The organism is Aestuariibaculum scopimerae, assembly GCF_059428085.1.
Genome location: NZ_CM182089.1, coordinates 2374173 through 2396501 on the forward strand (window position 1 = coordinate 2374173; position 22329 = coordinate 2396501).

At 38.3% G+C, this 22329-nt stretch carries 17 protein-coding genes; 8 read left to right on the plus strand and 9 right to left on the minus strand.

The window, feature by feature from the left end; translation table 11 throughout:
• Positions 1-272: 272 nt before the first annotated feature.
• Positions 273-917: a PQLLE family protein gene (locus AC5SR4_RS10215; protein WP_495356144.1), complete on the plus strand. Its 645-nt coding sequence runs from the start codon at positions 273-275 to the stop codon at positions 915-917.
• A 79-nt stretch (positions 918-996) separates the two neighbouring features.
• Here the strand turns inward: AC5SR4_RS10215 and AC5SR4_RS10220 are convergent, their stop codons facing one another.
• Complete coding sequence (locus AC5SR4_RS10220) at positions 997-1914, minus strand: GYDIA family GHMP kinase (RefSeq protein ID WP_495356145.1); 918 nt, start codon at positions 1912-1914, stop codon at positions 997-999.
• Entirely contained in the window at positions 1911-3242 is a 1332-nt protein-coding gene (locus tag AC5SR4_RS10225) for a hydroxymethylglutaryl-CoA reductase, degradative (RefSeq protein WP_495356146.1), read from the minus strand. Before AC5SR4_RS10225 ends, AC5SR4_RS10220 begins: the two co-directional genes overlap by 4 nt.
• A gap of 163 nt (positions 3243-3405) precedes the next feature.
• Here AC5SR4_RS10225 and AC5SR4_RS10230 point away from each other — a divergent pair, with 163 nt between their 5' ends.
• From AC5SR4_RS10230 to AC5SR4_RS10245, 4 genes are all read left to right on the plus strand, one after another.
• Positions 3406-5646 carry a S9 family peptidase gene (locus tag AC5SR4_RS10230; protein ID WP_495356147.1) on the plus strand — a complete coding sequence of 747 codons (2241 nt, stop codon included), beginning with the start codon at positions 3406-3408 and terminating at the stop codon, positions 5644-5646.
• Between the two features lie 29 nt (positions 5647-5675).
• On the plus strand, positions 5676-7241 hold the full coding sequence (locus AC5SR4_RS10235) for a peptide MFS transporter (RefSeq protein ID WP_495356148.1): 1566 nt from the start codon (positions 5676-5678) through the stop codon (positions 7239-7241).
• Between the two features lie 11 nt (positions 7242-7252).
• Positions 7253-9019, plus strand: coding sequence for a peptide MFS transporter (locus tag AC5SR4_RS10240; protein WP_495356149.1), 1767 nt, complete (start codon positions 7253-7255; stop codon positions 9017-9019).
• A gap of 87 nt (positions 9020-9106) precedes the next feature.
• Positions 9107-9655 carry a thioredoxin family protein gene (locus AC5SR4_RS10245; protein ID WP_495356150.1) on the plus strand — a complete coding sequence of 183 codons (549 nt, stop codon included), beginning with the start codon at positions 9107-9109 and terminating at the stop codon, positions 9653-9655.
• 6 nt (positions 9656-9661) lie between these two features.
• Here AC5SR4_RS10245 and AC5SR4_RS10250 read toward each other — a convergent pair whose 3' ends face one another.
• Genes AC5SR4_RS10250 through surE form a run of 5 tightly spaced genes read right to left on the minus strand, consistent with a single transcriptional unit; the run spans position 9662 to position 14521 of the window.
• A complete protein-coding gene (locus tag AC5SR4_RS10250) occupies positions 9662-11695 on the minus strand; it encodes a ComEC/Rec2 family competence protein (protein ID WP_495356151.1) in 2034 nt (677 codons plus the stop codon).
• 14 nt (positions 11696-11709) lie between these two features.
• Positions 11710-12288: a C40 family peptidase gene (locus tag AC5SR4_RS10255; protein ID WP_495356152.1), complete on the minus strand. Its 579-nt coding sequence runs from the start codon at positions 12286-12288 to the stop codon at positions 11710-11712.
• Between the two features lie 9 nt (positions 12289-12297).
• Positions 12298-13410: a lipid-A-disaccharide synthase gene (gene lpxB, locus AC5SR4_RS10260; RefSeq protein ID WP_495356153.1), complete on the minus strand. Its 1113-nt coding sequence runs from the start codon at positions 13408-13410 to the stop codon at positions 12298-12300.
• A gap of 57 nt (positions 13411-13467) precedes the next feature.
• Positions 13468-13752, minus strand: coding sequence for a hypothetical protein (locus AC5SR4_RS10265; RefSeq protein ID WP_495356154.1), 285 nt, complete (start codon positions 13750-13752; stop codon positions 13468-13470).
• Positions 13745-14521, minus strand: a complete 777-nt coding sequence (gene surE / locus AC5SR4_RS10270; RefSeq protein WP_495356155.1) for a 5'/3'-nucleotidase SurE — start codon at positions 14519-14521, stop codon at positions 13745-13747. The genes AC5SR4_RS10265 and surE overlap by 8 nt, the downstream gene beginning before the upstream one ends.
• 179 nt (positions 14522-14700) lie before the next feature.
• Here surE and AC5SR4_RS10275 point away from each other — a divergent pair, with 179 nt between their 5' ends.
• Together AC5SR4_RS10275 and AC5SR4_RS10280 are read left to right on the plus strand one after the other, a co-directional pair.
• On the plus strand, positions 14701-16839 hold the full coding sequence (locus tag AC5SR4_RS10275; protein ID WP_495356156.1) for a carboxy terminal-processing peptidase: 2139 nt from the start codon (positions 14701-14703) through the stop codon (positions 16837-16839).
• Positions 16840-16848: 9 nt separating this feature from the next.
• A complete protein-coding gene (locus AC5SR4_RS10280) occupies positions 16849-17943 on the plus strand; it encodes an ABC transporter permease (protein ID WP_495356157.1) in 1095 nt (364 codons plus the stop codon).
• A 66-nt stretch (positions 17944-18009) separates the two neighbouring features.
• On the opposite strand, the gene yiaK is transcribed toward AC5SR4_RS10280, so the two are convergent.
• Complete coding sequence (yiaK, locus tag AC5SR4_RS10285; RefSeq protein ID WP_495356158.1) at positions 18010-19014, minus strand: 3-dehydro-L-gulonate 2-dehydrogenase; 1005 nt, start codon at positions 19012-19014, stop codon at positions 18010-18012.
• Between the two features lie 24 nt (positions 19015-19038).
• Positions 19039-19641 carry an RNA polymerase sigma factor gene (locus AC5SR4_RS10290; protein ID WP_495356159.1) on the minus strand — a complete coding sequence of 201 codons (603 nt, stop codon included), beginning with the start codon at positions 19639-19641 and terminating at the stop codon, positions 19039-19041.
• Positions 19642-19940: 299 nt separating this feature from the next.
• On the opposite strand from AC5SR4_RS10290, the gene AC5SR4_RS10295 reads away from it, so the two are divergent.
• Positions 19941-21182: a FecR family protein gene (locus tag AC5SR4_RS10295; protein ID WP_495356160.1), complete on the plus strand. Its 1242-nt coding sequence runs from the start codon at positions 19941-19943 to the stop codon at positions 21180-21182.
• The last annotated feature ends 1147 nt before the right edge of the window (positions 21183-22329 follow it).

A 22329-nucleotide genomic window follows, 5' to 3' on the forward strand; every position in this document is an offset into this window, starting at 1 on the left:
AGTTTAAAACCGCCTTTTTAAGTTTGTCTCAGAAGAAGGCATAAAGTTTCTTTAAACTTAAAACTGTTTAATAATCATGAAAATAACCTATAAGAGATCCGTCATAGTTAACCTTGTAACTAAAACCTACAAGTCAGTTGAAAATATAAGTATGAACCCTTCCATAAAATGGCTCGTGGCTACAAAAAGAGGCAATGTAGTACTGCGTAAATGTCTTAAAATATAGAAACTCGGTTTTATAAATTAAATAGCACTTTAAATTAAATTAAATAATGAATGGTACAATAGATTCAAAATTATCCAAATTCACCATTACTATTGAGAATTCTTTAGGAAATGAAGTTATAAAGGCAGGTGTATCGGCCTTTGGTTATGATGAAGTTAAATTACAAGAAGGTCTTGCCTTGTTAAATCAAACAAAAGATTTACACATTCTACAAAAGAAGGAGTATGGAGACCAATATGAAGCATCCGACGAATTGGGTACTGCCCATGCCTCGGCGCAAAGTACTTACATGGCTCATGTAAATATAGGTCGTGTAGCATTTAAAAACGAACACGGTTTACGTGAAGCATTACAGTTAGATGGCGCAAGAAATAAGTCTTACTCAGGATGGATAAAGCAAGCCAGTGTGTTTTACGCCAATGCCTTAAAAAGTGATGAAGTTAAAGCAAGTATGGCAGCCTATGGTATAGACGAGGCCAAGTTATTGGCAGCGCAAGCTGAAGTGAAAAACGTAGAAATACTTTTGGCTGCCCAATACAAAGGAAAAGAGGAAGCACAAGACGCTATGGCTAGAGACGAAGCTTTTGACGCACTTCAAGAATGGATGAGTGATTACACGGTAATTGCACGCATAGCACTTACAAAAAATCCGCAATACCTAGAAATGTTAAGTGTTGTAGAGCCCTCATAAAAAAATTAGATATAGTTGGCTGGGTTATTTGTTTAATTATGTTTGGCCTGTCGTGCATTTGCATGGCAGGTTTTTTTGTTTAATAGGGTAGTACCATATTGCTATAAGGCAATAGCGTATAAAAGCCTTTACTTTTAAAATATGGAGCAGGATCTTCCTGCGAAGTAACCAAAACAAAATCACCGCCCCAAGCCCCTAAACTTTTAACACTTCCATTAAAATCCTTAAACAAGGCCTGCTTTACAGGTTGCTGTTTTATAACTTTAGAAATGGTGTTTTCGTGGGCATTCAGTAATGTTTCAAAGGCTGCTAAAGTTTTGCAATCTATAAGTTTTTCAGTAATATCATTAATCTCAGAAATAGCAGTTCCCAAATTCGTTTTGTTAGCTTGGTACGTAGCAATACCATCTCTACTGTTTTGCTTTTTGTTTAAATACACAAAATACAAATGCGCTTTAAAGTCTGGTTTAAAAGGCACCTGTTTAATAACAGGTTGCATATCCTTTAATTGATAAGTAATGGCATGGTTGTGCTGTGCACAGGCAATATCGTAACCACTGCCCCCAAAGGTTTTTTCTAGCAATTGAAAGGCGTTTACATGGGCCCATTGTGCCACATTATTAATTAAAGTAGATGAGGTGCCCAATCCCCAATCCTTTGGAAATGACAAAGCGGTAGTTATTTGATAGCCTGTTTTAGAATTTAGGAAATTGGTATTTAAAAGTTTAGCTGCCTTTAAAATTTGAAGGATTCTTTTAGCAATAGCATGCTGTGGCACGGTTGCAGGGTTTGCAATATCATTAAGGGTAAATACACCCTCAAACCAAACAGCGCCATCTTTATTAAGGCTTTTCCAAACAATGTGGGGGGTATCCATAGGTTGTACATCTAGTGTTTGCCCAAATACTGTAGGCAAAGCAAGCGATAAAGCCCCATCTAAAACCACATACTCTCCAGTAATGAGTAATTTTCCATTGCTTTGAAAGTTCAAACTCATAACTCTGAATTCTGAATTCTTAATCGAGAAAGCGCCTCAACCACTGCACTATGCGATACCGTATGGGTTTTAAAATGCTCGGTTAAAGTAGCCTTTTCAGCATCGGTGGCTTCAAACTGATTTAAAATATTCATTAAATGCATTTTCATGTGCCCTTGTTGAATGCCCGTAGTAGTAAGTGATCGCAAAGCCGCAAAATTTTGGGCCAAGCCAGCCACAGCCACAATCTGCATCAATTCTTTTGCAGTTGGGTGGTGCAATAATTCCAAAGAAAGCTTAACCAGTGGGTGCAAGCCTGTAAGTCCGCCAATAGTTCCCAAAGCCAATGGAATGTCCATCCAAAACCGAAATACACCATCTTTAATTTCAGCATGTGTTAAACTGCTATAAGAGCCATTTCTAGCAGCATAGGCATGGGCACAGGCTTCTACAGCCCTAAAATCGTTGCCCGTTGCCAATACCACGGCATCAATACCATTCATAATACCCTTGTTGTGGGTTACAGCACGGTAAGGTTCAATTTCAGCAATTCTCACGGCTTGTACAAACTTGTTGGCAAACTCGGTAGTAGATATGCTTTTATCCACATGCAAATCCTCAACCTTACAACTCACCTCCGCACGTACCAAACATTCTGGCACATAATTAGAAAGAATGCTCATAACAATCTGGATGTTTTTTTCATTAGCAGAAAATCCATCAAAAGTTAAAGCTTCCTCCTTAAAAGTTTTGGCAAACTGCTCTAGGCATGAGTTTATAAAATTAGCACCCATGGCATTTAGGGTTTCAAAAGAAGCGTGTAATTGGTAATAGCCCTCCATAGCGCTTGTTTTATTACACAGTTCTATATTTAAAATGCCACCGCCACGTTTTTCCATGTTTTTGGTTATGGGTGCAGCGGCTTGTATCAGCTTTGGTTTTACTTTATTAAAATAACGTTGTAGGGTTTCAAAATTACCATGGTACATAAAATGTACCTGTCCTATTTTAGTAGTAGAAATAACGTTGGTTTTAAACCCGCCACGGTCCATCCAAAATTTAGCCGCTTTACTGGCGGCGGCAACAACCGAGCTTTCCTCTATAGCCATAGGAATAGTGTAAAGCTTATTGTTTATTAAAAAATTGGGGGCCACACCTAATGGCAGGTAGTAATTGGTTATGGTGTTTTCAATAAATTCGTCATGTAATTGCTGTAACTTTTCGTTGGTGTTCCAGTATTGTTTTATAATACGTCTGGCGTCTTTGGCATTAGAAAAGTAAGTTTCAACTATCCAATCAATTTTTTTAGATTTTTCCAGTTTAGAAAACCCGGCAATAGATTTACTCATAAGTGTTGCTTTACGCTGCAAAGATAGGATATTCTAAAAAGGAATGTGGAGAATCTTTAATTTATGAATGTTTCCCAGACGTTATTTAAGTGTTAATAAAAAAGGTTTTTTGCATAATTTTTAGTAAACTTGACCACATTTTGTGAAATAAATATTTTTTTTGATGAAATACCAATTATTTTTCTTTTGTGTTTGTGCTTTTTTTGTTACAGCACTTTCAGCCCAAACAAAAGAAATTAGCTTAGAAGAGATCTGGAACGGAACATTTAATACAGTAAAAATAGACGTTTTACATTCCATGGCCAATGGCAGGCAGTACTCGGTTTTAAATTTTAATAGAAGTGATAGAAGTGAATGTTCAACGTCTATTGATGTTTACGATTATAAAACCCTGGAAAAGGTAAAAACCCTTGTATCATCACAAGATATTGATGCGCTCAAGTGTTTTACAGACTATACATTTAGTAATGACGAAGAAAAAGTGCTATTGGCTACGCAGCAAGAAAAGATTTACCGCTATTCAAAGAGAGGCCTTTATTTTGTGTACAACATTAAAAATAAATTGGTAACCCAAGTTGCCGATGTGAAAATTCAGGAACCAACCTTTTCGCCCGATGGCAGTAAAGTGGCCTATGGTTATAACAATAACATATATGTTAAGGACTTAAATTCTGGAACAACTACACAAATAACGTTTGATGGCGAAAAGAATAAAATTATAAATGGCATTTCCGACTGGCTTTATGAAGAAGAGCTTAAGCTTGTTCGTGCTTTTGAGTGGAATGCCGATGGCACTAAGATAGCCTACCTTCGTTTTGATGAAACCCTTGTGCCCGAGTTTTCCATGGATATTTATGGCGATAAACTTTACCAAACCCAACAGGTGTTTAAATATCCAAAGGCTGGTGAGCCTAATGCTATTGTTTCGCTTCATATCTATAATGTTGATACTAAAAAAAGCAACGCCATAAACGTAGATAAAACCTATGGTGAATTTTATATCCCTAGAATTAAATGGACCCATGATCCAAATGTTCTAAGTGCGCAATACCTTAACAGAAAACAAAATGCATTGGACTTATGGTTGGTGGATGCTGAAACCAATACTACCAAATGTGTAATTGCCGAAACGGATGAGGCCTTTATTCGTGTAACGGATAATCTAACCTTTTTAAAGGATAATAGCTTTATTTGGACCAGTGAGAAGGATGGATACAACCATATTTACCATTATTCTAAAACGGGCGATTTAATTAACCAAGTTACCACAGGCCTTTGGGAGGTTACCAAGTATTATGGCTATGATGCCAAAACCGATCGTATATTTTATCAATCTACAGAGAATGGTTCCATCAATAGAGCAGTGTATGCCATAAAACTTAACGGGCGTGATAAAACCAGATTAACAAAAAGCGATGGTACTAACGAAGCTTCGTTTAGTGCAGACTTCTCATATTTTATAAATACATTTTCCAGTGCTACAACACCACCAGAATATACATTAAATAGTGCCACTACGGGTAATGTTGTTAAGAGTATTAAGGACAATGATGCACTGGCACAAAAACTTTCAGAATATATAACATCCAAAAAAGAATTCAGTACTATTCACGTAAATGGGTACGATATGAACATGTGGATGATTAAGCCCGCCGATTTTGATGCCAATAAAACGTATCCACTATTCATGTTTCAATATTCAGGGCCTGGTTCGCAAAGAGTGGACAACAAATGGCACACCAGTAACGATTATTGGTTTCAACATTTAGCACAGCAAGGCTATATTATTGCTTGTGTAGATGTGCGCGGTACAGGTTATAAAGGTGCCGCTTTTAAAAGGTTAACGCACCACGAGCTGGGTAAATATGAGGTTGAAGACCAAATAGCTGTTGCTAAACAATTGGGGGCCTTACCCTATATTGATGCCTCTAGAATAGGTATTTGGGGGTGGAGTTACGGTGGCTTTATGAGTAGCAGTGCCTTATTTAAAGGCAATGATGTATTTAAGATGGCCATTGCCGTTGCCCCTGTAACAAGTTGGCGCTTTTACGATTCTGTTTATACTGAGCGCTATTTGGGGCTGCCACAAGAGAATGCCAGTGGATATGATAACAATTCACCTATTAACCATGTGGATAAGCTTAAGGGCGATTTTCTTTTAATTCATGGTTCGGGAGACGATAATGTGCATGTGCAAAACACCATGCGACTTGCCGAAGCTTTAATTCAAGCCGATAAACAATTTGATTGGGCCATTTACCCCGATAAAAACCATAGCATTTATGGAGGAAATACGAGATTACATCTTTTCAAAAAAATGACTAACTTCATCAACGAAAATTTAGGTGATAAGATTAAGAAAACAAAAGCAAAATCTAACATAGAATTGAAGATTAAAGGATAAAACTAATAAACTAACTCAATATACAACTTATGGCAAATGCGACTAAATTACCACATCAAAAAGAATTATTTGGACAACCAATAGGATTATATATTTTATTCTTAACGGAAATGTGGGAACGCTTTTCTTATTATGGTATGCGAGCATTGTTGGTTTTATACATGACTACTTCTACTTTAGGAGATGACCCACGAGGTGTAGGTTTAGGTTGGACAAGTAAGGAAGCATTAGCATTATATGGTTGGTATACGATGTTAGTCTATGTTATGTCCATTCCTGGAGGAATGATTGCAGATAAATTAATTGGACAAAAAAAATCAGTTTTAGTTGGTGCAATTATTTTATGTTTAGGTCATGGTGTTTTGGTTTTAACAGATATATGGGCTTTTTATACCGGATTAGCTTTAGTGATTTTAGGTGTGGGCTTATTAAAACCAAACATTTCAACTATGGTAGGGGGCTTATACAAAGAAGGTGATATTAGGCGAGATAAAGGATTCAGTATTTTTTATATAGGTATTAATTTAGGGTCCTTTTTAGCTACAATGTTTGTTGGAGTTGTTGTTGCCAAATGGGGGTGGCATGCTGGTTTTGGTTTAGCTGGAATTGTAATGTTGATTGGCTTGTTGAATTATATTTTAGGCCAAAAATACTTAGCTAAAGTTGGAAATTTAGAACAATCAACTGAGGGGCAAAACGAAGTTTCTTATGGTAAATTATATTCAAAATTGTTTAAATCTAAAAAGCATCTAATAATAGCAGGAATCTTGTTATTACTTTCAGTTTATGGTTGGTATACTATGGATTGGGGGTATGGTCTTTTGTTCATTTTTTTAACTGCAATATCATCGTTACTTATGATGATATATAATGAATTAGATAGTCAATTGTACAAAGATCGATTTATGGTTCTTTTACTTTCTTTTATAATGGTTATTATTTTTTGGGGAGCATTTGAGCAAGCAGGAGGTTTAATGAATTTATATACTGAGACAAAAACAGATAAAATGCTATTTGGATGGAAAGTTCCAACTGTAATGTTCCAAAGCTTAAATGCAGGATTTATTATTTTATTTGCGACTTCGGTAGCAGGATATTGGGCTTCAAGAAAATTGAAAGGAAAAGAAGCTTCTTCACTATTTAAAATGGCATTGGGAATAATTATCATGGGTTTTGGATTTTTATTTATGGTTTTTGCGGCTATGGAGTTTGAAAAATCTGGATCGTCAAATATGATTTGGCTTGTTCTCGCATATTTTTTCCATACAATTGGCGAATTATGTATTTCTCCAGTTGCTCTATCATTTATAACAAAGTTAGCCCCAGTAAAATATGCATCTTTAATGATGGGAGTTTATTTTGCAGCTACCGGTTTAGGTAATAAAGTAGCTGGAATTGTTGGAGAATCAGCTTCTGATTTTGGTGAATATACTGTTTTTTCAGGAATCCTAATTTTTACAGTGATAATAGGTATATTATTTACATTATTATTAAAGCCTCTTAAAAGACTAACCCACGGAGCCGAAGATAACGAGCGCAACTTGGTGGAAGATGAAATAGCCGAAGGCTATAAACTAGCAGATAAAACAACCTAAAATTTATATACATGAGTACAAATTCAACCGATCAATATTTTAAAACAACAGTTCTAGGGCATCCCGCAGGGCTATTTGTATTGTTTTTTACAGAAATGTGGGAACGTTTTTCCTATTATGGCATGCGTGCTATTTTAGTAATATTCTTAACAGGGTCCCTTATTGGCGACAACCCTGGTTGGGAGTGGGGTACACCTGCGGCCCTATCGCTTTTAGGAACGTACGCCATGCTGGTATACCTTACACCTCTAATTGGTGGTTGGTTGGCCGATAATAAAATAGGATATAAAATGGCCGTGGTTATTGGTGCCTTGCTCATGACCATGGGGCATGCATCTATGGCGGTTGAAACACCCATGTTTTTATACATTGGTATCGCTTTTCTAATTTTAGGGAATGGCTTTTTTAAGCCGAACATGACATCCATCATCTCCAAGATGTACGAAGGGCATGATGAAAAGAAAGACGGGGCCTATAACATTTTCTACATGGGCGTTAATGCTGGAGCATTTTTAGGAATTATGCTATGTGGATGGGTAGGAGAAAAAGTTGGTTGGAGTTATGGCTTTGGCCTGGCAGGAGTGTTTATGTTATTGGGGATGCTTCAGTTTTATTTTGCACAACCCTTGTTTGGCAATATTGGTGATAAACCTGTAAAAGTTGTGAAAACTGCAGAGGGAGCAAAAGACATTTCAAATGAAAAACCAGTTGTAAAACTAAACAAGTTTTTAACCATCGATTATTTATTGATTGGGGTCTTTACAATTTCCGCACTTATTTTTATTATAAACGATCCACTTAGTAAAATTGGTAATATTCAAACATTTAATTTTTCAGTCGCAGGTATGAGCGACTCACTCTTTTTTGCCCTTTTAGCAGCAGTGGTTTTTGTTTTATTATTAATAATAAGAATACCAAGATACGTTGCTATTGAGCGTGATAGAATGATAGCATTTGCTATTTTCAGTTTGTTTACCATTTTCTTTTGGGCTGCTTTCGAGCAAGCAGCAGGTTCTTTACCACTTTATACTAGAGATTTTACAAACAGACTTTTAGAAGGTAATGCTGCAACTACATTTAAGATTGTAGATTTAATAGTAACGGTCGTACCATTGGCCATAATTACATATGTGTTGCTTAGTTTGTTTAGACAAACCTTTAATAGAATAGGATTGTCCAACACCATTTTAGGTTGTAGTTTTGTTATTGTTTGGGGTATAGTAATCTATAAATTGTATATTGAATACCAATCAACTGAAACGGAGGTACCGGTTACTTGGTTTGCCATTCTTAACTCATTGTTTATTATTATGTTTGCGCCACTATTTACCAAATGGTGGGATAGCCGATATAATCCACCTGCTTCTGTAAAATACTTTTTAGGATTGCTATTACTGGGCTTAGGTTTTGCCTTTTTGGCTTTTGGTGCCAGACATGTACCTGCAGGAGCAGAGAGTGCCAGTTTAAGTATGGCTTGGTTGGTGCTGGCTTATTTGTTTCATACGTTGGGTGAACTTTGTTTGTCGCCCATGGGATTATCTTATTTAAGCAAGCTTATTCCAGCTCGTATGATTGCCTTTATGTTTGGAGTGTATTATTTGGCAATTGCCATAGGAAATAAATTGGCACATTATATTGGAGGTGATATAGAAAAGATTACCCAAGAGCACAGTTTATCCACCTTCTTTTTGATCTTTACAATTATACCTATTGCATTGGGTATTGTTTCATTATCGCTACATCCGTTGCTTAAAAGGCTCATGCATGGAGTCCGTTAATCGAAAAAATAGTTAAAAAATATTCAAAATGCCCCAAATTTGGGGCATTTTTTGTAAGTTCGGAATAAGTTTTGCAACAGAATGACTATGAAAAGAACAGTATTTATATTGCTTTTAGCTGTTTTAACTTCGGTTGGCAGTATGGCACAGGAGATAAATTGGATGACGCTGGAACAAGCAGTGGCACTTCAAAAAAAGACCCCTAAAAAGATTATGATTGATGTTTATACCAATTGGTGCGGACCGTGTAAAATGCTTGACAAAAACACTTTCCAAAATGCCGATGTGGTTAAGTATGTAAACGCGCATTACTATGCAGTAAAGTTTAATGCCGAGGGTAATGAAAGTGTGAATTACAAAGGAAAAACATTTTCAAATCCTGGTTATAAACCAGAATTGGCAAACCGACGAAACGCTGCCCATGAACTGTCGCGTTATTTTCAAATTCAAGCCTATCCTACCATTGTATTTATGGATGAAAAAGGCGATTTAATTGCACCCATAAAAGGCTATAAAACGCCACCGCAATTAGAGTTGTATTTAAAGATGTTTAAGGCAGATGACCATAAAGGCATGGACTCGCAAGAAAAATTCAATGCTTACTATACAGCGTTTAAACCCGAATTTAAAGGTTAACAATTACTAAAGGTTAATAATAAAAGCGCCCTTTTTACCCGTTTGGTGGAAAGGGCGTTTTCTTTTTTTGCAGGTTGTTTGCCACCTTTCAATATAAGATTTGTAATTACTGCCATCGGCAATAATGCATTTGGGGTTTAAGGAATCAATTAAACGATTTATATTTATTTTGGGCGATTGCCTTAGCAGTACATAATCTGGGTGAAACGACTTTACATTGTAAATGCCCAAACTATCAACAACCAACAAGCGCATGTTGTTAAAAATGTAAACAGATTGCAGGGTGTCTTTTTCAATGTGCTTAATATGCTTCCCAACGCTATATTGGGATATGGTGCTATTGTTGGTAATAGAATCAAAATCACTAGAAAGGGTCATCCTACCATGTGTTGTATGGCCCATTAATGTATGTCGGTTTGCGTGAAAGATGATAAATTCCTCATGATGTCCAGTTGCAGTATGGTATATTAGAGTTAATTGACCAAACATGAAGGCTATTAAAAACGCTGTTAAATTTAAATAATGGCGTTTTATTATAAATAGAATGCCCGTAATAATTAATAAGTAGCTAGCTAGTACGTACCCTATACTAAAAGGGATTTCCTTAACTATAAAAGCGTCTTGTTGTGCAACCCAGGCAATAAATTGATTTAAGTAGGTTATAAGGGTGCCATAAGTGCTTGCTATTAGGTTTGGCAGTATATTTAAAACAGCCAGAAAAATAACGAGCAGCCCCAAACCTAAAATACCACCCAGTACGGGAATAACAATTAAGTTGGATATAAAGAACAAGCCAGGAAACTGATGAAAATAGTACAGGCTAACAGGAAGGATCCCCAATTGGGCGGATAAGGTTACGGTAAGGGTACGCCAATAAAAATGAACAATGTTATTCTTTGGCTGCCAGAGTTTATGCATTAAAGGTTCTATGCTTACTATGGCAAATACAGCTAAGTAACTTAATTGAAAACCAACATCAAATAAAAACAGGGGTTTAAATAGCAGGATAATTAGCATGCTTATGGCCAAGGTGTTGTATATGTTGGTAGGTCTTTTTAAATGCATAGCAATGGTTAAAACGCTAAACATGGTTACCGCACGGGTCACAGAGGCCGATAAACCTGCTATAATGGCAAACCCCCATAAAAAGGCTACCAATAAAATAGTTTTTAAAAGCTTACCGTGTTTAAGGTGTTCTAGAGGTTTAAATGCAAAACTTAGTATTATTAAAATAATCCCCACATGCAAACCCGAAACAGCTAAAATGTGTATGGCCCCTGCATTGGTGTAACTGGTGTAAACAGCTTTACTTATATCTTGGCGTTGGCCCAGCAATAGTGCATTGATGATCGCCAATGTGTTTGGTGTAAAATTATAGGGCTTTAGTTTATTGTTAATGTGGGTTCTTATAGTATTGGCTATTCCAAAAAGCGTTGTGGTATGGGTACTCACTTTAAGGAGTGCTTTATTGCTAATAGTTATTTGATGATATACATATTGTTTTTCTAAATAGCTTTTGTAATCAAATTGATGCGGATTTAATGCTGGTGCTATAGCTTTTAAAGTTGTTTTAGTAATAAAAGTGTCGTCCACATCCAAAGGTTTGTGCAAGCTGTCTTTTTCAACAAGCAGTAGTAGTTTTCCCGTTACCTGCTGGTGGTCCATCCCAAAAAGGGCCACCATATATTTGTTGTAATAGCGATTGGGTTTTAAAACCTCGCGTATTCTAAAAGTAATTGTTTTAAGGGTGTCGTTGGGTGTTGCCAGAAAATGGGTGTAGTGGTTGGCATGGTTTTTTTCATCATGCAACTGGGTTGTTAAAATGCCTACCCAAATCATGGTAACCAAACTTAACAGGCCAAACCAGGGTGTTTTTGTAAATTGTTTTTTGGCAATCATGTACAAAACCAATAGCCCTACTAGGCATAAACCTATCGCATAGCAACTTATAAGCAAAGGAATGTCAATTAAAAAAGCCAAAACAATGCCAGCAATTAGGCAAAGGGTTAATTTAATGATGGGGAAATTAAGCAGTTTCATGCCAAATGCGTACACTATAAAACCCTACGAACTTCAACAAAGGCTTTCTTCCAGTAATCTTCAGAAAGGTTAGAGATAATAACACCACTGCTTGTGGTGGCATGGATAAATGAGATATCTCCATTTTCTATAGTAATAATAAGCCCTACATGGTTAATTTCATTACGTCTGTTTCGGGTTTTAAAAAACAACAAATCGCCTTTAGAAGCTTTTCGCAGGGGCACTTCCTCACCCAATTTAGCCATATCCCTTGAAATTCTGGGCAATATAACCTCGTGGGCTCTAAACGATTCAAACACCAAACCAGAACAATCCATACCCGCTCTGGTAGCGCCGCCCCATTTGTATTTTACCCCCTCAAACGCTTTAGCATAGTCTATAATATAATCGGCTTTAGACTTATATGGTGTTTCTAAGCCGTCTGGTGTGGTTGAAGTGTTGTCATTTACACGGCGATCACTATCATTACTATGGGCATCATCACTTTTAATAATATAGGTGGAAGTGTTTGCTTTTTTTGCTTTTGCCCGTTTAGACGATTTACAACTATGCAAGCAAAGTACAATAAAGAGTAGGGTCATGAGGCGTTTCATTGGTATTGTTTAACTTTTTAAAGATTTAAAAATCAGTTTTGCGGTTTTTTCACTGGCTCCTTTGCCACCAAGAACTTTTTCCAGTTCGTAATAGTTTAAAAATATTTTACGGCGTTCGTCTTCATCCAAAATACGAGTGAGCTCTTTTTTAAGGCGTTTCTTGTTAAAGTCATTTTGAATGAGTTCCGTCACCACCTCCTTGTCCATAATAAGGTTCACCAGCGATATAAACTTTAAGGTAATAATCCTTTTGGCTATTTGATAGGATATGGCACTGCCTTTATAGCAAACCACCTGGGGTATTTTAAACAGTGCGGTTTCAAGAGTGGCCGTGCCCGATGTTACCAAAGCAGCCGTAGAAACACTTAGTAGATCATACGTTTTATTGGCAACAAATTTAACATTGTTAGATTGTATAAACGATTGGTAAAAACTGTAGTCCTGACTAGGCGCACCAGCAATAACAAATTGGTAATCGGTAAAATCGTCTACCAAGCTAAGCATCACAGACAGCATGTTTTTAATTTCCTGTTTTCTACTGCCGGGCAATAGGGCAATAATGGGTTTGTCGTTTAACAGGTGGGTTTTTCTAAATTCAAATTCACTTACTTGCTCCCTATCTGCAATGGCATCAATAAGCGGGTGCCCAACAAACGTAACCTCATAGCCATACGTTTCGTAAAAGGGTTTTACAAAAGGTAATATTACGTACATGGCATCAATATCCCGTTTAATGGCTTTTACCCGGCTTGCCCTAGAGGCCCAAACCTGTGGCGAAATATAGTAGTTGGTTCTAAACCCTGCTTGCTTGGCCCATTTGGCTATACGCAGGTTAAAGCCCGAATTATCAATAAAGATAATCACATCTGGTTGAAATCCTTTAATGTCTTCCTTGCAGTTGGAAATATCCTTAAAAATGGCAGACAGGTTCATGATAACTTCGGCAAACCCCATAAACGCGCGTTCCTTGTAGTGTTTTACCAAGGTACCGCCAACCGCCTGCATGAGGTCGCCACCCCAAAACCTAAAATCGGCATTCACATCTTCTTTTTGCAATGCTTTCATTAGGTTAGAACCATGTAAATCACCCGATGCCTCGCCAGCTATAATGTAATATTTCATACTCTCTACTCTCTACTCTCTATTCTCTTCTCTCTGTTCTCTTCTCTCTACCCCACATCAAAAAAGCTTAAAAACAAAGGTAAAAACAGCAATAAAAATAGTTATTAATAACACGCCCCGTGCTCTATAGTCTTGTCTTTTTCTTATAAAAACAAAAAAAGCCGCTAAATTTAGGATAGCTCCCAAACTAATAAGTTTACCTAAAAAGCCTTCACGCGAGGCCGCTACAATAACGGTTGTAAAATCGTCGCCTTGCCCCAATAAAGTGGCTGCAAAAAACAATCCAATACTATTGGCAATTAAGCCAACCAGTATGCCTATAAAAATCTCCTTTTTAATCATTAAAATTCCAAGTATTTAAATTTTGAATAAAGTGGTGCGCCGTTAAATCAAATTGCACAGGAACCACCGAAACATAACCATTTTCCAGGGCCCATTCATCGGTGTCTTCACCACCATCTAAATTAACAAATTTTCCTGTAAGCCAATAGTAATCCCTGCCTTGCGGGTTTTTACGCTTGTCAAATTCCTCAACCCAATTCGCTCGGGCTTGCCTGCAAACCTTAATACCTTTTATGTATTCTTTAGATAGGTTGGGTATGTTCACATTAAGCACAATGCCTGTAGGTAGGCCATGTTTTAAAACATTCTCGGTAATGGTTTTTACAAAAGCCTTCGAAGCCTCAAAATTGGCGCTCCAGGTATAGTCCAATAACGAAAATCCAATAGCGGGAATCCCCTCAATACCAGCTTCAATGGCAGCGCTCATGGTACCGGAGTAAATCACGTTTATAGACGCGTTAGATCCGTGGTTAATACCAGATACACACAGGTCGGGTTTGCGGTATAATTTCTCTCTAATGGCCAGTTTTACACAATCGGCCGGGGTACCAGAACAGCTAAATTCTGTTTGGGGGCCATCGTTTACTTGAATCTGTTCAACATACAGGGTAGAGTCGAGTGTAATGGCATGCCCCATGCCACTTTGTGGGCTGTCGGGTGCCACCACCACCACATCCCCTAAGGTGTTCATTATACTAACCAGGGTTCTTACTCCGGGTGCATTAATACCATCATCATTGGTTACTAAAATAAGTGGTCTGTCTGTCATATAGCATCAAAAAATAATGTGTCGCTAAAATACGTAATTTCCTTAGGAAACGTTTTAATTATCCAGTTTAACAAAAAATTAGTAGCTTTCAACCCTGTTGGCATGGTTTTTTCTTTATTTTAGTAAAAAAATGTTGGGCATTTATTGAGCCATTGAATATTAACCGAATGAAACAAATTATGAAAAGGAATATAAAAGTTCTATTATTGTCGTTACTGTTGGCCTTTGCGTCGTGCAGTTTTACCACCAAAAAGTTTGATAACCCAGATAAAGATAAATTATTAATTCAGGTAATAACCTTTGTTTTAGAGCAAGGCCATTACGACCCATTAGCTTTTGATGATGATTTTTCACAGGAATTGTTTTCCGATTACATCGAGATTCTCGATCCGGTAAAGCGTTATTTCTACGCATCGGATTATGCCGATTTTGAAAAGTACAAGTTTACTATCGACGACCAAATCAAAGCCTCAGACATTACCTTTTTTAATGTGGTACACGAGCGTTTAATAAAACGTATTTCTGAAGCTAAAGAAATTTATAAAGAAGTGCTTTCCAAGCCCTTTGATTATTCCATTGATGAATCTTTTGATACCGATTCCGAAAACAGTGAGTTTGTAAAAAACAAAAAGGAAATGAAAGAGCGTTGGAGACAACAGCTTAAATTTTCAACGCTTACCAATTACGACGATCTGTACGAGCAGGAAAAAATGGCTAAGGAAAAAGATCCATCCTATAAGATGAAAAGCGAAGCCCAAATTGAAAAAGAAGCCCGCGAGTCTACCTTAAAATCCATTGATGTTTACTTTAATGATAATATAGACGACTTAAGACGTGAGGATTGGTTTGCCATTTATGTAAATACCCTTGTTGAAGAGTTCGATCCGCATACCTATTACCTGGCTCCTAAAAACAAAGAGGATTTTGATGAAAGAATGTCTGGAAAACTAGAAGGTATCGGGGCACGTTTGCAAAAGCGTATGGACTATATAAAAGTGGTCGAACTAATTTCTGGAGGTCCAGCATGGCGTGGTAAAGAACTGGAAGTAGAGGACTTGATTTTAAAAGTAAAGCAAGAGGATGAAGAATACCCCGTAAACATTGTGGGTATGCGTATTAACGACGCCATAAAATATATTAAAGGCCCTAAGGGCACTAAGGTAACCTTAACCGTTAAAAAGGTAGATGGCACCATTAAGGACATTACCATTACCAGAGACGTTGTAGAATTGGTAGAAACCTATGCCAAATCGTCTGTTGTTAAAAAAGACGACATGACTTTTGGGGTTATTAACCTACCATCATTTTATGTCGATTTTCAAGATTACAAAAACATCAATGCAGCCAAAGATGTAAAGGCCGAAATAGAGCACTTAAAGGCCGATGGCATTCAAGGCTTGGTATTAGATTTAAGAAATAATGGTGGGGGCTCCTTGCCAGCCGTAGTAGATATGGCCGGTTTATTTATAAAGGATGGTCCTGTGGTACAAGTGCGTTCTACGGGCGAAGCCAAAGAGGTGTTAAAAGACCGGGACAAGTCCATTTCATGGGATGGTCCATTGGTAATTCTGGTAAACGAAATATCAGCCTCAGCCTCAGAAATCATGGCAGCAGCCATGCAAGATTATAAGCGTGCCATTATTATTGGTGGTAGCCAAACCTATGGTAAAGGAACGGTGCAAAACGTTATCAATTTAAATAACTTGCTGCGTAACAATACCAGTGGCGATCTTGGTGCCCTGGCACTAACTACCCAAAAGTATTACAGAATCAATGGGGGGTCTGTGCAGTTGGAAGGCGTTAAGAGTGATGTAAAAGTTCCAGGACGTTTTAGTTTTATCAATGTTGGCGAAAAAGATAAAGACAATCCATTACCTTGGGATGAAATTGATGCCGCCAATTATACCCCTTGGGAATATTATTTTGATTACGATGCTACCATTGCGAAAAGTAAGGAACGTATGAGTAATAATGAACAGTTAAAACTTATTGAGGAAAATGCCAAATGGGTAAAAAATCAAATTGATAACACAGTGGTGCCCTTAAATTACGAAACCTATAAAACACGAGTAGAAATGAATGAAGAAGAGTCTAAACGCTTTGATGCCATCAACAATTACAAAACCAATTTAACGTTCGATTCTACAGCCTATGAAAAGTCCTTGTTTGTGCAAGACACGACCGATTTAAAGGAAAAACGTAAGCGTTGGCATGAAAGCTTAAGTCAGGATATCTATATAGAAGAGGCGCTTAATGTCTTAGAGGACTTAAAAGCGGCCTATCCTATTAAAAAAGTAGCTGCTACAGTGAAAAAATAAATCGTATTTATGAGTCATACATCAAGCTCATTAAAGCAATTGGCGCTCCAAAAGTTTAAAAAGAACTTTTGGGGCGTTTTTAGTTTTGGCTTTATTGTTTTGGTAGGGCTTGTATCGGTGTTTGCCTATGTTTTTGCTCCCGATAATTCACAGTATGCCAATCAAATGCATTTGGCCATCCATTCCAAAAAGCCCGGATTTAAAGTAACCATGCTTACCATACCTGCACAGGTAGATAGCCAGCAAAGTGCCTTTGGTAAACTGTTTTTTGGGCATGTTAATGCAGATACCGAAATTCCTATTTCAAACTACCGCGTTAGTGGTGATACTTTGGTTTATAAAGCCTATGCTTCCGATGGTTTGGAAGGGGTAGAAAAAGCCCTTAGTTTAAATGCATTTCAGGACCAACCAGTCGATCATTACATCACCGAAAAAACCTTTGTATTTGGTACCGATAAATACGGTAGGGATTTATTGAGTCGGGTTTTGGTAGGGGCCAGAATTTCGTTTTTTATTGGCTTTGTGGCCGTATTTATTTCGTTGCTTATCGGGATTTTTATGGGGAGCCTGGCTGGGTTTTATGGCGGCAAGGTAGATGCCATTATTATGTGGATCATTAACGTAACCTGGTCTATACCCACCTTACTGTTGGTTATTGCCATTACTTTGGCATTGGGTAAAGGCTTTTGGCAGGTTTTTATAGCCGTAGGGCTTACCATGTGGGTAGAAGTGGCCAGGGTAGTGCGCGGCCAAATAATAAGCGCCAAGGAAATGCAGTATGTTACAGCGGCACGGGCTTTGGGTTACAATGATTTTAGGATTATAACCAAACACATTTTACCCAATATCATGGCACCGGTCATTGTTATATCGGCGGCCAATTTTGCGGCGGCCATTTTAATAGAAAGTGGCCTGAGCTTTTTGGGTATTGGGGCCCAACCACCTATGGCCAGTTGGGGTGCCATGATAAAAGACCACTACAATTACATTATTTTAGGAAAACCCTATTTGGCCATGATTCCAGGGCTTTGCATCATGAGCTTGGTAATGGCATTTATGTTGGTAGGGAATGCTTTGCGCGATGCTTTGGATGTTAAAGGGTAGTTCTTGGTCTCAGTCTCAGTCTCAGTCTCGGTCTCAGTCTCAGTTTTTGGATTTAATTAGCTATGGTTAATTCAGCAAGTCTAATACCTCTTGCCAAACCACATCGCTTACGGGCATGCCTTGTTTTAGGTTTTTGGCTTTAATTTGTGGAGTGCGCTCCCCAGGATAATACATTTTAGTGCCTGGTTGTATGGGCTGGGCTTGGTGGGTATAGTCTATAATTTCTTTTAGGAGCGTTTCCCTAAAATGGGCATCTTTAAACACTTCTGGGTATATGCAAATATATACTTGCGATACCCCTACTTCATAACTTCTTAAACTAATTTTATAAGTGGAATCGCCCGCAGCAAGCACTGTAGCTAGCATATCGAGTACCAGGGATAGGGCAGAGCCTTTCCAATAGCCTATGGGCAAGCCACGACCGTTGGATAGAATTTTTTCAGGGTCGTTGGTAAGGGCATTGTTTTCATCCCAGCCCCCTGGGTATGGCAGTTGTTCGTCTTTTAGTTTATAGTCGTTTACCTTTCCAAAGGAAAATTGCGATAGCGCCATGTCCAGCACAATATGCCCTTCTGCTCTGGGTATGGATATAATCAGGGGGTTGTTTCCAATCCTGCTATCGGCGGCACCCCAGGGTGGCATATTGGGTTTCGTGTTGGTAAACAGTATGGAAATACAGCCCGCATTGGCAGCTTGCCAGCCGTAGTAACCGCCCCGCATCCAATGGTTGGTATTGCGCAGGGCCACAATGCCCATGCCGTGTTCTTTGGCCAATGCAATGGCCCTATTGGTACTGCTTATGGCATTTGTAATACCAGGTCCTAAACGGCCATCCCAGCGTTCTATATTGCCAAAGCTTTCTACTTTTTCTATATCCTGGTTTACGTCAATAAACCCCTTTTCAATAAACTCAATAAACAATGCTACCCGGTTAATGCCGTGCGAACTAATGCCACAAAGGGTGTTGTCTGTAAACACCGCAGCTAAGGTTTTGGCCCTATCGTCTGTGCAGTTGTATTTTTTAAATAGTTTAAAAAGGGTGTCCTGCATCTGTTCAAAAGTAATTAGCATAGCTCGCGTTTTTAAGGGTATTTGTTATGGGTTTTTTATTTGCAATTCGCTGGGCAACTGCTCCAAAGCTCTTACCAGGAGGAATAATAATAACGGATCATCTTGATCAAAGGCCTCCCGTATTTTTTGGTAAGCCAAACGCATTTGGCCCTCCACCGTTTTTTTAGAGATGTTTAGTTGTGCAGCAACCTGGTCGTATGTTAGTCCCTCAAGCTTACTTAGCTTCAGGATCTCTTGGCAGCGGGGTGGCAACTGGTCTATAATATGCAGTAATTTTTCAAGCCGCTCCTGTAAATATTCCGATTCCTCTAAAAATTGGTCCTGCAAGGCCCGTTGTTTTAAATCGGCAATAATCTCTATATGTATTTTATGGCGTCGGTAATAATCAATAAACAGGTTATGCCCCATTGAAAAGAGGTAGTGCTTATAGTCTTGCTCGGGTTTAATGGTTTCCCGCTTTTCCCAAAACTTAAAAAAGGCTTGTTGTGTTAAATCCTCTGCTTGGTCATGGTTGCGCGTTAGGGTGTTCATGTATGCCAATAGCGCGTCGTATTCGGTATCAAACAATTGCTTAAAAGCCTGTTCGTCACCTTGTTGTAACCGTTCTGTAAAACTTTTTTGTTCCATAGATTGCTAAGCCTGCATGCTTTAATATGGGCTAAATATATAAAAAGATTTGGGAATGGGGCGTGAAGTACAAAGTACGAGGTACAAAGTACGAGGTTTGAGGTACAAAGTATGAGGTATGAGGTACAAAATTCAAAAAAATCCCGTAACTTGTATAGGTAATGGATGTGTGTTTAGCGTTTTTTAAAAAATGTAAAAGTCTGGTTATTAGTTTTTTATAATAAAAATTTAAAATTTTTGGTCTTTGGCTTAAGGGTTTTTTAAAACTCGTTCGTAAGTGTGGTATAAAGCAAGATAGCATGAACAGCGATATGCAACATTTGGTTTACAAGGTATTGGAAAATACCATTAGCCCCTCCGAGATGGAGACCTTACAGCTATGGTTAGAAAAGCCCAAGAATTTCCAAGCCTTTAAGGCATACATGACAGCCGATTACCATTTAAACCACCTGTACCGCCATACCCAAAAAGAAGTGGCGTACAACAAACTGTTACAACGCATAGCCCAGGCAAACAAACCCGCAAGGCGCTTACGTACCGTATGGATAAAATATGCCGCAGCCGCCATTTTTGTTGGGCTGTTAGCCGTAGGCTATTGGCTTACCCAAAACCCAACACCTAGTACCCAGAACCCTATAATAGTCAACAACCAAATAAAAACAGGTAGTAACAAAGCCGTCTTAACATTAGAGAACGGCACAGAAATCGTCTTAGAAAAAGATAGCCTGTACCAAACAACATACGCCAGTAGCAATGGCGAGCAACTGGTTTACAACCCGGCAAAAGGTAGCGTATCGCCTAAAGCCTATAGCGTAGAGCGGGCAGTCAACACCTTGACTGTCCCCCGTGGCGGCCAATTCCAAACCACCCTGGCCGATGGCACCAAAATATGGCTCAACTCCGAAACTCAATTGGTTTACCCCGTTAGTTTTGCAGCAGGCCAACCCCGCGAAGTCACCCTCGTTTATGGCGAAGCCTATTTTGACGTATCCCCAAGCACCGAACATAAAGGTTCCAAATTTAGAGTCTTGTCCCCAACGCTGTCATTGCTAGGAACGAAGCAATCTCCCAACACCCAAATCGTCGAAGTCCTAGGCACCGAATTCAACATCAAAGCCTACAAAGACGAAACCAACATATACACCACCCTAGTAGAGGGCAAAGTAGCAGTCACCCCAAGTACAGTTGAGAAGTCTCAATACGCAATACCCAATACTCAAATCTTAAAACCCAACACCCAATCCACCCTAAACCTACAAACGGGCCAAATTACGCTGGCTAAAAACGTAAACGTTAGCAACATCATTTCATGGAAAGAAGGCATTTTTGACTTTAAAGATAAACCCCTTAAAGATATCATGACCGTACTAGAGCGCTGGTACGATATGGAGGTAGTGTTCGATAACCCAGCTTTACAGCAAGAACACTTTAATGGTAGAATCCATAAGCAATTTAGTATTGAAGACATTTTAAACACCATAAAAGCCAATAATAATATTAACAACTATGAGATTCATGGTAGCACGGTTATTTTAAAGTAACAAAGCATTGGAAGTGAAAAACTAAAAGTGAAAAGTGAAAAGTGAAAAGTTTGAACAAGTTCAGAGTTCAGAGTTCAGAGTTCGGAGCGTCTAATAATCGAGAAGTCTAGTAATCTAGAAATCTAAAACTAAAAGTGAAAAATACCGCGTAGCGGTTCAAGCATTGTAGCAAAAATGTTATAACGCTACATAAATTCCCCGTAGGGGATAAACAAAAACAACTAAAAGTGAAAAAATATTTTATATAAATAAGTAAACAATTTAAATAAAAAAGTAATAATAGGTATATTTATAGAGGCTAGAGGCTAGAGGCTAGAGGCTAGAGGCTAGAGGCTAGAGGCTAGAGGCTAGAGGCTAGAAGCTAGAAGCTAGAAGCTAGAAGCTAGAAGCTAGAAGCCAAAAAACAACCACTAAAACTTAAAACATGAAAAAACATCCAACATGAAATAGAAAATAGAGAAGAGAATAGAGAAAAGAGACACCAATCGGAGGTCAAGGGCCATGAGGCAGTCCCTCGGCCTATCGAGGGTATTGCTAGAAAATCAAGTGGGGCCAAGCGTTAAGAAAATGTCCGGTGGACATTTTTAGCGAAGGAGCCAGCCGGCGGGATGGAGAGGCTAAGAGATAAAAAGCTGTTTGAGGGGAGCGATAGCGGACCGAGTTCTTTTTATCTGTGGCGGGTTATCGCGTAGCATTTTCAGCAATGGTCTCGTAAGCCTAGATTTTTTTGGTTACTTTTTTCATCAATGGAAAAAAGTAATGAAACAAATAATAATAAAAGTAACCATTAACCACTAAAAACCAGAACAACATGAAAAGACATCCAACATGAAATAGAAAATAGAAAAGACCTGCCTGCCGGCAGGCAGGGAGAAGAGAGAAGAGACTTTACAAGGTTATGAGTTATGAGTAATCACATTCGAGTGCGAAAACAACTAACCGACTCTACAACAACCAACTAACCATTTAAAACAGCAGTAAGCAGTCTTTAATCTCATACCTAGATTCCTGCGTGCGCAGGAATATAAAAGGAGGAAACAGTTCGCAACCTGGAAAGTATCAAACTGTAATCCCCCTAAGCATATTAATTAATATAAATACTAACTAATACAACGTAAATTTATGGAATTAAAATTAACTAACAGTT

What these genes read in the sequence shown, in the direction of transcription:
- yiaK (WP_495356158.1), bottom strand. Translation starts at nt 19,014, where the DNA reads ATGCTAATTACTTTTGAACAGATGCAGGACACCCTTTTTAAACTATTT.
- AC5SR4_RS10220 (WP_495356145.1), bottom strand. Translation starts at nt 1,914, where the DNA reads ATGAGTTTGAACTTTCAAAGCAATGGAAAATTACTCATTACTGGAGAG.
- AC5SR4_RS10290 (WP_495356159.1), bottom strand. Translation starts at nt 19,641, where the DNA reads ATGGAACAAAAAAGTTTTACAGAACGGTTACAACAAGGTGACGAACAG.
- AC5SR4_RS10295 (WP_495356160.1), top strand. Translation starts at nt 19,941, where the DNA reads ATGAACAGCGATATGCAACATTTGGTTTACAAGGTATTGGAAAATACC.
- AC5SR4_RS10230 (WP_495356147.1), top strand. Translation starts at nt 3,406, where the DNA reads ATGAAATACCAATTATTTTTCTTTTGTGTTTGTGCTTTTTTTGTTACA.
- AC5SR4_RS10235 (WP_495356148.1), top strand. Translation starts at nt 5,676, where the DNA reads ATGGCAAATGCGACTAAATTACCACATCAAAAAGAATTATTTGGACAA.
- lpxB (WP_495356153.1), bottom strand. Translation starts at nt 13,410, where the DNA reads ATGAAATATTACATTATAGCTGGCGAGGCATCGGGTGATTTACATGGT.
- AC5SR4_RS10280 (WP_495356157.1), top strand. Translation starts at nt 16,849, where the DNA reads ATGAGTCATACATCAAGCTCATTAAAGCAATTGGCGCTCCAAAAGTTT.
- surE (WP_495356155.1), bottom strand. Translation starts at nt 14,521, where the DNA reads ATGACAGACAGACCACTTATTTTAGTAACCAATGATGATGGTATTAAT.
- AC5SR4_RS10240 (WP_495356149.1), top strand. Translation starts at nt 7,253, where the DNA reads ATGAGTACAAATTCAACCGATCAATATTTTAAAACAACAGTTCTAGGG.
- AC5SR4_RS10245 (WP_495356150.1), top strand. Translation starts at nt 9,107, where the DNA reads ATGAAAAGAACAGTATTTATATTGCTTTTAGCTGTTTTAACTTCGGTT.
- AC5SR4_RS10225 (WP_495356146.1), bottom strand. Translation starts at nt 3,242, where the DNA reads ATGAGTAAATCTATTGCCGGGTTTTCTAAACTGGAAAAATCTAAAAAA.
- AC5SR4_RS10255 (WP_495356152.1), bottom strand. Translation starts at nt 12,288, where the DNA reads ATGAAACGCCTCATGACCCTACTCTTTATTGTACTTTGCTTGCATAGT.
- AC5SR4_RS10275 (WP_495356156.1), top strand. Translation starts at nt 14,701, where the DNA reads ATGAAAAGGAATATAAAAGTTCTATTATTGTCGTTACTGTTGGCCTTT.
- AC5SR4_RS10265 (WP_495356154.1), bottom strand. Translation starts at nt 13,752, where the DNA reads ATGATTAAAAAGGAGATTTTTATAGGCATACTGGTTGGCTTAATTGCC.
- AC5SR4_RS10250 (WP_495356151.1), bottom strand. Translation starts at nt 11,695, where the DNA reads ATGAAACTGCTTAATTTCCCCATCATTAAATTAACCCTTTGCCTAATT.
- AC5SR4_RS10215 (WP_495356144.1), top strand. Translation starts at nt 273, where the DNA reads ATGAATGGTACAATAGATTCAAAATTATCCAAATTCACCATTACTATT.